The 13,294-nt window shown below is 32.4% G+C and carries 11 protein-coding genes; 3 read left to right on the plus strand and 8 right to left on the minus strand.

Going from position 1 to position 13,294, the window contains the following annotated elements:
- Positions 1–29 precede the first annotated feature (29 nt).
- The 4 genes from Z053_RS29230 to Z053_RS0123600 form a co-directional block, all read right to left on the minus strand.
- On the minus strand, positions 30–2,156 hold the full coding sequence (locus Z053_RS29230) for an ATP-binding protein (RefSeq protein ID WP_025667429.1): 2,127 nt from the start codon (positions 2,154–2,156) through the stop codon (positions 30–32).
- Positions 2,157–2,567: 411 nt separating this feature from the next.
- The gene (locus Z053_RS0123590) at positions 2,568–2,996 is read right to left on the minus strand and encodes a DUF4268 domain-containing protein (RefSeq protein ID WP_025667430.1); all 429 of its coding nucleotides are present in this window, start codon (positions 2,994–2,996) and stop codon (positions 2,568–2,570) included.
- The gene (locus Z053_RS0123595; protein WP_025667431.1) at positions 2,996–3,673 is read right to left on the minus strand and encodes a ZIP family metal transporter; all 678 of its coding nucleotides are present in this window, start codon (positions 3,671–3,673) and stop codon (positions 2,996–2,998) included. The genes Z053_RS0123590 and Z053_RS0123595 overlap by 1 nt, the downstream gene beginning before the upstream one ends.
- Positions 3,673–4,404 (minus strand): SAM-dependent methyltransferase, encoded by a 732-nt coding sequence (locus Z053_RS0123600; RefSeq protein ID WP_025667432.1) that lies wholly within the window; start codon positions 4,402–4,404, stop codon positions 3,673–3,675. The genes Z053_RS0123595 and Z053_RS0123600 overlap by 1 nt, the downstream gene beginning before the upstream one ends.
- Positions 4,405–4,528: 124 nt before the next feature.
- Here Z053_RS0123600 and Z053_RS0123605 point away from each other — a divergent pair, with 124 nt between their 5' ends.
- On the plus strand, positions 4,529–5,668 hold the full coding sequence (locus Z053_RS0123605) for a THUMP domain-containing class I SAM-dependent RNA methyltransferase (RefSeq protein ID WP_025667433.1): 1,140 nt from the start codon (positions 4,529–4,531) through the stop codon (positions 5,666–5,668).
- 3 nt (positions 5,669–5,671) lie between these two features.
- On the opposite strand, the gene Z053_RS0123610 is transcribed toward Z053_RS0123605, so the two are convergent.
- Complete coding sequence (locus Z053_RS0123610) at positions 5,672–6,052, minus strand: Fur family transcriptional regulator (protein ID WP_025667434.1); 381 nt, start codon at positions 6,050–6,052, stop codon at positions 5,672–5,674.
- A gap of 230 nt (positions 6,053–6,282) precedes the next feature.
- On the opposite strand from Z053_RS0123610, the gene Z053_RS32220 reads away from it, so the two are divergent.
- A complete protein-coding gene (locus tag Z053_RS32220) occupies positions 6,283–6,687 on the plus strand; it encodes a MerC domain-containing protein (RefSeq protein WP_081748328.1) in 405 nt (134 codons plus the stop codon).
- 197 nt (positions 6,688–6,884) lie between these two features.
- On the plus strand, positions 6,885–10,157 hold the full coding sequence (locus Z053_RS0123620; protein ID WP_025667436.1) for a VPS10 domain-containing protein: 3,273 nt from the start codon (positions 6,885–6,887) through the stop codon (positions 10,155–10,157).
- 22 nt (positions 10,158–10,179) lie between these two features.
- On the opposite strand, the gene ggt is transcribed toward Z053_RS0123620, so the two are convergent.
- The 3 genes from ggt to Z053_RS0123635 all read right to left on the minus strand — a co-directional run bounded on the left by ggt (position 10,180) and on the right by Z053_RS0123635 (position 13,233).
- A complete protein-coding gene (gene ggt / locus Z053_RS0123625) occupies positions 10,180–11,865 on the minus strand; it encodes a gamma-glutamyltransferase (protein ID WP_025667437.1) in 1,686 nt (561 codons plus the stop codon).
- 167 nt (positions 11,866–12,032) lie between these two features.
- Positions 12,033–12,743 carry a DUF6048 family protein gene (locus Z053_RS0123630; RefSeq protein WP_025667438.1) on the minus strand — a complete coding sequence of 237 codons (711 nt, stop codon included), beginning with the start codon at positions 12,741–12,743 and terminating at the stop codon, positions 12,033–12,035.
- Positions 12,709–13,233: a DUF6452 family protein gene (locus tag Z053_RS0123635; protein WP_025667439.1), complete on the minus strand. Its 525-nt coding sequence runs from the start codon at positions 13,231–13,233 to the stop codon at positions 12,709–12,711. Before Z053_RS0123635 ends, Z053_RS0123630 begins: the two co-directional genes overlap by 35 nt.
- Positions 13,234–13,294: the final 61 nt, after the last annotated feature.

Here is a 13,294-nt window from a genome sequence, read left to right on the forward strand (position 1 = left end):
TAATGAAGGGTTTTTTTTATGTAATAAATCTATGATGCCTTTGAAATTGTAGTAGAAATATTCAATTCAATTTTCCTGAAAAACTCTTCACTTTTGTATGGCTTTCTCATAAAATCACTGAAACCAGAATCTGAATTAAGTATTGCTTTTATAGTATCCTGAGTATCCGAGGCAGTCAACGCTATAATAGGCACATCAGAATTAAATTCTCTAATTATTTTAGTAGATTCCATCCCGCCCATATTTGGCATGTTTAAATCCATTAATATAAGATCATACTTTTTTTCCTTCACCATTTCGATCGCTATCAATCCATCATCAGCAATTTCAGAATAATATCCCTTTGTTTTAAGAATGTTTTGGGTAACTATTTGATTTATTTTATTATCCTCGACAATTAGAATGTTATACTCTTTAGTGTTTAGTAATGAAATACAATTTTTGGTGTTATTTGATGTGTTATTTACTTCACTCACGGTATCAATTTCAAAAGAGACAGTAAAATAAAATGTAGAACCTTCCCCTGGAGTACTTTTTAGTTTAATGTCTCCTCCATGAAGATCAACTAAGTTCTTAACTATATGTAACCCGAGACCAGTACCTGTAGTATGATCTTTAGAATTAGCCTGAGAAAATTTATCAAATATTATTTCTTGTTTGTCTAAAGGAATTCCTCTTCCGTCATCTTTTATTTCAAAAGTTATTTCAACCATATTATCAGTAATAATTGGGTTTATAAAATTTAACCAAATGTTTCCTTTTTTAGTAAATTTATTAGCATTACTGATAAGGTTAATAAAAATCTGAGATAACCTCACCGAATCTCCAATAAGCAAATTGGGAATATTAGGGTCGAAATTAAGATGCAAAGTATTTCCGTTTTTATCTGCTTGATATTCGAATGAGTTTTTAATATCATCGGCTAGATTTTTAATATCATAAGTAGATTTGTCAAGACGTATTTCATAAGATTCCATTTTAGAAACCTGAAGTACATCATTAATAAGGTTTAATAAATGATCTGCAGAAAACTTCATTAATTTTATAAACTTATGATTCTCTTCATCTTTAATACGTTCCATTAAGATTGATGATAACCCTACAACTCCATATAATGGAGTTCTGAGTTCATGACTAACAGTAGATATAAATTTTGTTTTTACAGCAGCTAGATGGTCAGATTTTTCTTTAGAAATTTTAAGTTGTTTATTTCGTAAAGCAAGGGATTTTCCGAGGATTTTTGTTTTTCTGTGGTTATAAATAAAGAAGCAAAAGAGTATTAAACATAAAAGAAGTAAAGAGACCGTAAAAATAGATATGGTCTTCGATTGTTGTGCTTTTTGAGTTTCTATAGTGTTTTTTTCTTCGCTTACAATTAGCTGTTTTTTATATTGTTCGGCTTCTAATTTTTCTATTTCGAGTGCAGTTTGATGATGCTTTGTATACTTTTTTAGAATTAGATATGCCTTATCTTCTTTTCCAATTTTAACCAATAAATCTTCATATTTTTTGTAAATGGTCATTGCCTGTCTAAACAACTGATTTTTTTCTGCAATGGTAGCAGCTAACTCATAATATTTTATAGCGGTACTATATTTTTTTTTACGATAATAATATTCGCCGTAGCTAGTATAGGTAGTGGCTAATTTTGATGGCTGTTGTTGTTGATCAATAAAGTATTTTTTACATTTTTCTAATAGATGATATGCTTTATTGTAATTCTTTGTTTTTATATAAATATTCGCCAGGTTTAACGCTAAAATATGTTGCGAATTTTCATTTAAATCATCAGATTTTTCATAGATATGTTTTATCCTCTTAAGAGCCTTTTTAGGTTTGTTAAATCCATTTATATATACTAGGGCAATATTGTTATTTATATCGATAGATAGTTCCTGAAACCCTTCAAGTTCTTTTACAAATAATTCTGCAATTTTGTAGTTTTTAAGTGCTTCTTTATAATCTTTAGTCGAAAAGTGAATTTTTCCAAGCAAATTGTAGGAGTATCCTTTTAAATAATATTCTTGTTTAGGATTGAATTTTTCTGAAATATCAATTATCGTTTCAATAATCATTATACCATTGGCTCTTCTTATTGTTGAATTTAAATGGTCTTCGGTATGGATAATTGCATTTTCTAATTCCGAAAAAGACATTTCTTCATATTGTTGGGGGTATACAACAGAATAAAGCAAACTTATACATAGTAAACATATGTAATGCTTCTTAATTTTGACAATCTTCATGTTCAGCATAGATTTTGGGGTATCTAAATATATTAAAAAAATACTAAATAATCAGTTTAAATGCATAAAATCATGATTAAAATAATATTTTAGCTTTATTTTTGTTTATTATTGTAGTCTTAAACTTACTTTTTGATGCAACTATCTAATTATATATTTAGAATAACTACTATTGTAGTTGAACAGTATTTATATCAATTTTTTAATGAAATGAGATTGCCTTTAAATCAACCCATTCTAATCTTTTAGAGGAGAATAATAGCTTTTTAGGAAAGAATATGTAACCGATAAATGAGTATCGAACACTTTTAGTAACTAAACTTAATCACTAATGTATTCTTTATACTCTAAGAAAAACTCTTCAAGTTTATCCATGTTTTTTGATAAAAAAGCCATGGTTTCTGACCAAGTGTTCCTATTATGGATGCTTACATTATCTATCTCTACATATATACGGGATATAACTTTACCACTATCAAGTTCGTAGAACTCATTATAGATAATATCTTCTATAAATTCACTGGTAAGAATCTTTTTTAAACTAATGAATTTATCATAATAATATGCTTTGATTATCTTATCATAGGGTTCGATATCAATAGATACTTGGGCTTTTTTTGTAGTAAATGTAAATTTAAGGGTTACATCTTTGATTTTGGTATTATACAATACCCACTTACGAGGGTATTCTTTACCAAAACTGGTCCAGAATTCCTGACGTATTTGTTTTGATTCTGATTTACTAAACATTATATAATATATGCTGTAACTGTAGCTATAAGAATAACCATAAGTTTTGTAATGTTAAATTTGTGGCCTTCATTACTTTCAAACAGAATTGTAGTAGACACGTGCAGAAATATACCAATAACTAATGCAGTAATTTCTTTATAATAATTCTGAATCATAGTAAAGTTTTCAGAAATGAAAGTACCCAGAGGGGTCATTAGCGCAAATAAAGTTAATGATATGATAATGACACTTTTTTTGATTTTGGTATTTAATAAAAAAGTTGTTAAAATCATGGCAATAGGAATTTTATGTATAATTATACCTAATAAAATCCCATCTGTATGGTGTATCGGAAACCCTTCGAGAATGGCATGTAGACCTAAACTAATAAATAATAATTTTGGAATCCGACGAGTTTCTTCATGAAGATGTATGTGTCCATGTTCTGCCCCTTTAGAGAAGTATTCTAATACTTTTTGAAGAAGAATACCAATCATAATCCAAACACCGGTACGTTTTGCAAAGAGATTATCTTCAAATACCTCTGGTAATAAATCGAAAATGGTGATCGCAAGAAGAAAAGCACCACTAAAAGCTAAAAGTAGTTTTAAGCTCTTTTGGTTAGAAGTTTTAAAAATAAAAACTAATAAAGCTCCTATAAATACAGCTGTTATGGATAATATATAGTTGTACACTATTTAAAAATTAATATGAGTCTTGGCGAAGTAGTTTTATCAAATTTCTGAAGTTGATAATTGCCAAAAATATCCAACAAATTTACATTAGCATTTGTAAAGTAATTTTTAAAATCACTTAGTGTAATGCTTTTAACACGTTCTGTAAATAAAAAATCCTCGTTATTATCTCTAAATCCAATTTCTTTAAAGATATATCCATCTTGATAGTATCTCTTAATATTGAATAAAATGTTATTAACTTCTTTCGTTTCTTGGGCTACCAGATTCTGAATGATATAATCGACATTCATAAAATCAATAACACCGAATCCCTTTTCATTTAGGTTTGATTTAATAGCTCTAATCGTATTTAGATTATCCTCTTCCTTGTCAAAATAACCAAAACTAGTAAAAAGATTAAAAACAGCAGAGAATTTCTCAGAATATGGCTGACACATATCGTGCACCCTAAATTTTAACGTTTCGTTCTCAAATTGTGAAGCATATTCAATACTATTTTTAGAGAGATCTACACCAGTTACATCATAACCTAATGTATTTAAATAGATACTATGTCTACCTTTACCACAAGCTAAATCCAGAATTTTTTCACCAGCTTCTAAGCTCAGATACTTAGTGATGTTATCCATAAAGTCTTTAGCCTCAGTATGATCTCTATCTTTATATAAGATATGATAGTATGGTGTGTCAAACCATGATGCATACCACATTGTTGAATCTTTTAGCATAGGGCGCAAAATTAGTGTATTTTTACGGTTTAATTATAGAAGTCGTTTAAAGTTTTAAACCTTTACACTTAAAAATTTAAATACCTTCGTGTCGAAAAAGAAAATAGTGAGTAATTCGTTTAAAATGGTTGCCAAAACCCTTTATGGTTTTGAAGAAGTTCTAGCAAGTGAACTTAGAAAAATAGGTGCTCAAAAAGTAGAAATTGGGAATCGTATGGTAAGTTTTTATGGGGACACAGGCTTTATGTATAAAGCAAATTTATGTTTGAGAACTGCAGTAAAAATCTTAAAACCAATTACTTCCAAAAGAGTAAGAAACGAAAATGATATATATAATTTTATTCAAAGTATACGGTGGCAAGAGTATTTAAGTTTAGAAGATACTTTTGCTATTTCGGCCACAGTTAATTCTACTATTTTTAGCCATTCTAAGTTTATTGCATTAAAGACAAAAGATGCGATTGTAGATCAGTTTAGAAAAGAAACAGGGGAGAGACCAAATGTAGATACAGAATACCCTGATCTTTCGATTGATATTCATATTCAACGTGATCTGTGTACAGTGTCATTAGATAGTTCTGGAGGATCATTACATCATAGAGGATATCGTACAGCTACCAATATTGCTCCAATTAATGAAGTTTTGGCAGCTGGCTTGTTATTACTTTCTGGTTGGGATGGGCAAAGTGATTTTTTAGACCCTATGTGTGGTAGTGGTACAATGGCTATCGAAGCTGCGATGATTGCTTGTAATATTCCGGCAAATATAAACCGTAAAGAGTTTGCTTTCGAAAAATGGTTAGATTGGGATTTAGATCTATTTGAAAAAATAGAGGAAGCTTGTCTAAATAAAACCAGAGATTTTCATCATTCCATAATCGGGATAGATAAAGAATATTCGGCCGTAAGAAAAGCAAATGTAAATGTAGAAAATGCTAATCTTACTGATTTTATAAAAATAAAAGAAGGAGATTTCTTTGAATCTACAAAAGAAGTAGAAGGACCACTTCATATTGCATTTAATCCTCCTTATGATGAACGATTAGAAGTAAATATAGAAGAATTTTATTCGCAAATAGGAGATACATTGAAACAAAATTATCCAGGTACCAATGCCTGGTTTATTACTGCAAATCTTGAAGCCTTAAAACATGTTGGACTTCGACCATCTAGAAAAATAAAAGTCTTTAATGGAAAATTAGAAGCTCGATTAGTTAAATATGAAATGTATGCAGGAAGTAAAAAGGCAAAATATAAGAATTGACTTCTAGCTAATACACATATCACAAATTCCTATCATGAGGAATTGAGTCTCTTGTATTTCAAAGTTTTTAAGTTCTGGAACATCTATTTCATAAGGCAAACAAGTTACTTTTTTACAAGATTTGCATTGAAAATGAATATGATTATGCATTTCGTGTTTGATATTACAATCATTACAAAGTGCATAATAAGCTTTGCCGTCCTCGCCAGTTACAAAATGTACTTTCCCTTTTTCAGCAAAACGTTCTAAGATTCTATATACGGTAGTTTTATTAACCTTTATAGGCATTGCTTTTAAAATAGCCTCTACAGACATAGTATGCTTGGCGTTTGTAAGTATATCAATAACGAAATCTTGTTTTTGCGTATTTCTTGTTTTTTTCATCCTTAAAGCATAATTGAAAACTATATTTTTTGTATTATTGCAACATTGTTGCTTTAGTGTAATTCAATATTGAAAATTACAAAAAAAATCTGATTGCTATTGTACCAGTTTTTTAGTTATAATAAAAAAAGTATTTCATGTTGGGGGTAACAATAGTGAAGAATTAAGCGACTGTTTTTCTAAAAAAAATAAGGATACGATCTATAGCAATTGATCAATTTTATATTATTATGATACATAAAACAATACGTGTAAATTGGGATTTCATAGGGTTTTCTACATCATTTTTGTGTATGCTTCATTGTATACTTTTGCCTATATGTATAACTCTTTTCCCTTTGATGGGACTTGTTTTTTTAACTGATGAATTCTACGAGTTTTTTTTAATAGGAGCCAGCATGATGATTGCAATGTTTGCAATGTATAATGGATACAAAAAATACCACGGTAAATCATTGCCAGCTTTTCTGTTTATAACAACATTAATCCTTTTTAGTATTGGGTTTATAATAGAAAATCATTCAGTAGAAAAAATATTACATTTCTTAGGAACAGGTTCTTTGATAATCGCTCATTATTATAATTGGAAATTTACAAAAGATTATAAAAGTTGTAAGATTAAACAAAGACATTAACTATAGTAGAATCATTACTACCTAAGATCATTTATTTTCTTTTTAAGCTTTGAAAGCTAGTAATATAAAACTGAAATGAGGAAAATATAAATATGTAAAATAATATTTGTACACTTTTATGTTTTTGTTAAGAGATTATTATTGAAATAACAATAATTTTCTACTTCTTTTTGAAGCTAACCATCAATTATATTCTCATGAAAACAAAATTCACACAATTCTTTTTCATACTATTTTTGTTTGCATTTACTGTTTCAATCTACGGGCAGCGTGCTAAAGCAAAACAAGAAATATCCACTGCATTATCAGATTCAGTATTCTCTGGATTAAAATTAAGAAACATAGGCCCGGCTTTTATGTCTGGTAGAATAGCAGATGTTGCGATTCATCCTAAAAACGAAAGTATTTGGTATGTCGCTGTTGGTTCGGGAGGAGTATGGAAAACGGTAAACTCAGGAACTACCTGGAAACCAATATTTGATGATCAAACATCATATTCTATTGGTTGTGTGGCTATAGATCCTGTAAATCATAATACGATCTGGGTTGGTACTGGCGAGAATGTAGGAGGGCGTCATATGGGATATGGAGATGGTATCTATCGCAGCGATGATGGGGGAGCTTCATGGGCCAATATGGGATTAAAAGCATCAGAACATATTTCTAAAATTATTATACATCCAGAAAACTCTAATGTAATTTGGGTAGCTGTTCAAGGCCCTCTATGGAAAAAAGGAGGAGATCGAGGGTTATATAAATCTATTGATGGTGGAAAAACATGGAAAAAAACATTAGGAGATGATACCTGGGTGGGTGTTACCGATTTGGTTATAGACCCCAGAAATCCAGATCAACTTTATGCAGCTACATGGCAGAGACATCGTACAGTTGCTGCTTATATGGGAGGAGGCCCGGGATCAGGATTGCATCGTAGTACAGATGGAGGTGAAACATGGGAAAGACTCAAAAATGGACTTCCTAAGTCCTGGATGGGGAAGATAGGATTAGCGATTTCACCACAACAACCCGATATTTTATATGCAGCTATTGAATTAGATCGAAGAACCGGAGGAGTATACCGTTCTGCAGATCGTGGTACTACCTGGGAAAAACAATCTAATGCTGTTGCAGGGGCTACAGGACCACATTATTACCAGGAATTATATGCATCGCCTCACCATTTTGAAAGGCTATACCTGGTAGATAATACGATGCAAATCTCTGTAGATGGAGGGAAAACGTTTACAAGAATGAATGAAGAGCATAAGCATGGCGATAATCATGCTATAGCCTTTAAAAAAGAAGACCCTGATTATCTTTTGGTAGGAACAGATGGAGGGCTGTATGAAACTTTTGATCTTACTAAAAATTGGAGGTTTATAGAAAACCTTCCGGTAACACAATATTATAAAGTGGCTGTAGATGATTCTGAACCTTTTTACAATATTTATGGAGGAACCCAAGATAATAGTACACAGGGAGGACCATCACGAACCGATAACTTGCATGGAATTCAAAATTCTGACTGGAAGATTGTACTAAATTGGGATGGTCATCAACCCGCTACAGAACCTGGCAACCCTAATATTATGTATGCAGAACGCCAAGAAGGAAATTTAACTCGTGTAGATCTAAGTACAGGAGAAGTGATTGATATCCAACCCCAACCTGGAGCAGAAGAGGATTTTGAGCGGTTTAATTGGGATGCACCGATCTTGGTGAGTGCTCATGACCCTTCTCGTATCTATTTTGCTTCTCATCGTGTATGGAAATCTGATAATAGAGGAGATAAATGGAAAGCTATATCAGGAGATTTAACCAAAAATCAGGAAAGAATAGAATTGTCTATTATGGGTAAAAAACAATCATGGGATGCACCTTGGGATTTCTTGGCGATGTCTAATTATAATACAATCACTTCGATAGCAGAATCTCCAAAACAAGAAGATGTACTTTATGCAGGGACTGATGATGGGATTATTCAAGCAACAGAAAATGGAGGGAATAATTGGCGAAAAATTGATGTAGGCACACTGCCTGGAGTTCCCGCAACAGCATTTGTTAATGATATTAAGGCAGATCTTTTTGATGCAAACACAGTATATGTAGCTCTTGATAATCATAAATACGGAGATTTTAATCCTTATTTGGTAAAGAGTACTGATAATGGAAGAACATGGAAATCTATAAAAGGAAATCTTCCGAAAAAGACATTGGTGTGGAGAATTGTTCAGGATCATGTACAACCTAATCTTTTGTTTGCAGCTACAGAATTTGGAATTTATTTTACTATAAATGGAGGTAATCGTTGGGTAAAACTGAAAGGAGGCGTACCTACAATTTCTTTTCGTGATTTGGTAATTCAACGTAAAGAGAATGATCTAGTAGGAGCTTCTTTTGGGAGAGGTTTTTTCGTATTTGATGATTTTTCTCTTTTAAGAAATATTTCTGAAGATAAACTGAAAGAAGAAGCCACACTATTCCCAACCAGAGATGCATGGTGGTACATCCCAAGACCTAGTTTAAGTTTTGATGATAAAAAAGGTAGCCAGGGAGCTTCGCATTATGTGGCTCCTAATCCAGATTTTGGAGCTGTATTGACATACTACTTAAAAGATGGGTTAAAAACCAGTAAAGAAAACCGACAAGAGATAGAGAAAAAGAATAAAGGAAAAAATATTGCTTTTCCTGGATGGAATAATGTAGAAGCAGAGCGTACAGAAAACAAACCTCGTATACTATTGGCAATAACAAATAGCTCGGGAAAGACCATTCGTAGAATTGAAGGACCTGTTACATCTGGTTTTCATAGAGTAGCATGGGATTTACGATATCCAGCTACAAATGCAATTTTTTTAGAGAAACAAGAAAACTCATACGGATCTCCTCGTGGATTTATGGTTGCTCCGGGACAGTATACAGCTACATTATCCAAAGTTGTAAATGGAAAAGTAACTCAGCTTTCAGACCCTATTTCTTTTATGGTTAAGCGCATGCACAATGGTACATTAAAGGGGGCGACACTTGAAAAAGTGACAACATTCTGGAGAAGTTATGAAAATACTATTGGTAGAGTTTCTGCTTTAAATATGAAAATTAATAAAGCAGGAAAGCGTATTAAAGCTATGAGAACTGCCTTATTGAGAACAAACAGCGCTCCTGGTGATCTGGATAATCGCTTAAATATTTTAGAACAACGTATAGCAAATCTAAATAAAGAATTCTTTGGAAATACTTCAAAACAACAAGTAGGCGAGAAGACAAGACCAACTATTGAACATAGAATGTTTTCTATTTATAAAGGTGTAGAGCGATCTACTTATGGGCCAACCAGTACACATTTGGAAACGATGAAGATAATCGATGACCAATTAAAAAGTATTACTTCTAAGTTCACTGCTTTAAAGAATGAGGTAAATTCATTTTCAAAAGCATTACAAGAAGCAGGTGCACCATTTGTAGAGGAATAATTGCTTAGAAGTTTGGTATAGGTTAATATCCAGCTGCCTGGCCATCTTTACGAGATTCAGAAGCTCCGTAATAAACACCATCTTTTACCATAATAGCTTGGTAGCCTCCGTATGGGCCTAAAGCATAGGATATGTTATGACCTTTTGAAAGCAGACCTCTAATTGTTTCATATGAAATTCCGGATTCAATATGTAGTGTTCCTCCGTTGGTCATTTCTTCTCCTGTGGGTTGCGATGATCCCATATGATTTATTCTGGGAGCATCACCAGCTTCCTGTAGATTCATTTCAAAATCAATCATGTTAACGATAATCTGCACATGTCCTTGGGGTTGCATACCACCACCCATAAGCCCAAAACTCATGAAAGGTTTTCCGTCTTTGGTAATAAATGCAGGAATAATGGTATGAAAAGGTCTTTTTTTAGGTTCATATGTGTTAAAATGACCTTCTTTCAATGAAAATAACTCACCTCTGTCTTGTAAAATAAAACCGAGTTCGGTGGGTGTCATTCCTGATCCCATACCTCTATAATTACTTTGTATCAATGATACCATATTTCCTTCTTCATCTGCAACGGTAAGATATATGGTATCTCCATCATTAAGATTTCCGGCGTCATATGTTTTTGCAGCTTTGTTTTTATCAATAAGTTTTCTTCTTTGATCAGCATAATTTTTAGAGATAAGCTGATGTACAGGAATAGTATTAAAATCTGGATCTGCGTAAAATTTTGCTCGATCCTCATAGGCTAGTTTTTTAGCTTCGGTTAAAATGTGAAGATATTCTGTTGTACCAAACCCCATAGATTTGATATCATATTTTTCAAGAATATTTAGCATTTGTAAGGCAGCTATTCCTTGACCGTTTGGAGGTAGTTCCCATACATCGTATCCTCTATAGTTTGTAGATACAGGCTCTACCCATTCTGAGGTATGATTTTTTAGATCATCATAGTTCAGAAATCCACCATTTTCTTTCACATACTTTGCAATAGTTTTAGCAATATCTCCTTTATAGAAAGCATCTCTACCTTCATTTGCAATTTTTTCAAGTGTATTCGCTAAAAAAGGGTTTTTAAAAATTTCTCCTTTTTTCGGAGCAGAACCCTTTGGCATATATGTGGTTTTAAAACCAGGGTATTTTGATAAAAACTTAGCACTTAATTGCATATAATATGCAACCAGTTCGGTCACAGGAAAACCTTCACGAGCATAATTAATAGTTGGTTGCAAAATATTTTTCATACTTAATTTACCAAACTTGCCATGTAGCTCATACCACCCATCTACACAGCCAGGAACAGAAACAGGAAGAGCACCATGAGACGGTATTTTAGTATGGTTGTTTTTCTTAAAATATTCTAAAGTTAATTTTTCAGGAGATCGTCCACTAGCATTTAATCCATATAACTTTTTACTTTTAGCATCCCATACAATAGCAAACAAGTCACCACCTATCCCGTTTCCTGTAGGTTCCATTAACCCAAGCATTGCATTAGCAGCGATTGCTGCATCAATTGCGTTACCTCCTTGCTTTAAAATGTCTAGAGCAGTTTGTGTAGCCAAAGGGTGACTAGTGGCAGCCATTGCGTGGGTAGCAATTACTTCAGATCGTGTGGCAAAACTTTTACCGGTAATTCGATCCTGAGAGAAGATCATACTTACAGGTACTAAAAAAAGAAAACAAAGAGTATTAAATGATTTCATGTGAACGAGTATGAGATGATAAAACATCCAAACAAGATAAGCAATACCCTATAATAATTGATGGAATACCTGGTAAAATGATTGTACAGGTTTATTTTGAAGTTATGTTATTGCAGAACATATCCCGGGCAAATAAACAAAAGGTAGGAGGAAAGCAGTGATTTATATTACTTTTTTTTCTTAAAAAAGGGAATCAGATAACTTATAGAATATCCGTATCCTACACCGATATTGCTATAATCATTAGTGCGACCAAATCCAGGAATATATAGATTATCGAATCTATCAGGTTTTTTTTCACTTACCAGAGTTCTAAGAGATACATTGGCTCCCAGGTATAGATTATTTATAAGCTCTACTTTGATACCAAGAACTAATTCTATCCAACTGGCGTTTAAGCCATCAGATTTGATACTTTCGGTTATTTGGTTTGGTCCAAAATAGTTTGTACTTGTAAAAATAGAATAATCGTTTAACGTTTGTTCAAAAGTAGAAAATCCATATCGCAGCCCTACATAGATGCTATTCTGCATTCCGTACCAATTATCGTATATGTTATAATCTATACCGACTCTTGCATAGCTTCCAGATCCTTTTGTATTAATATTCTCTTCATCTCTTATCAAGGACTCATTACCTATTTCTGCAGCAAGATAGAATTTTTTATAAAACCTGTAATCTCCAACAATTTCAAATCCAGAATAGTTATCATCAACTGCTGTTCTGATTAATCGACCGAGATCAACTCCTGCTCTAAAACCATATTTTTCTGCGGGAGGGAGAGTGTCTTTTGCACTAACTTTTGGTTCTTCTTGCCCATAGAAAAAGCTGGTGATTAAGATGCTAATGAAAAATAAATACGTGTGCAGTTGTTTCATCGGTTACGTTCTCTCTTTGTATTGTTATATTTTTGATCCAGCTCCCATCATCTCCTGCTTCTGGTGGAGATACAGTAAGACCTTTGTAATTAATCTTAAACCCACAAGCACTACTTACATATTCTTCTTCTGTTGTGTATTGAAAACTTACAGTATCTTTATTAGGGAGGGGGTCGGTATCACTATTATTAGTTGTGTCAGAATTTATAGTAAATTCATAATCAGTAATCGATACATCATTTCTTAGAGGAATTAGGATAGAATCTGTAACTGCACCCAAAGTAAAAGGAGTTTCTATGCCAACTGCTTTTACCTGTAATTCTAATGGAGTTTTTATCTGGGTGCCCGCATCAAAGTCAATAAATTTTATAACTAAGAAAGGTGTAGTAGGAGTACCTTCTGCACATATGTCATCTCGTTCACAGCTTAAATTTGAATATAAAACCAAGCCTCCTATTAATATAAAAAATAAATATTTGTATACTCTCATATAGTATTTTTTTCTATCTCAACCATAACATTACTGAATATGGTTTTTTGTAACTACCCTC

The organism is Aquimarina megaterium XH134 (genome assembly GCF_000520975.1).
GTDB classification, from domain to species: Bacteria; Bacteroidota; Bacteroidia; order Flavobacteriales; family Flavobacteriaceae; genus Aquimarina; species Aquimarina megaterium.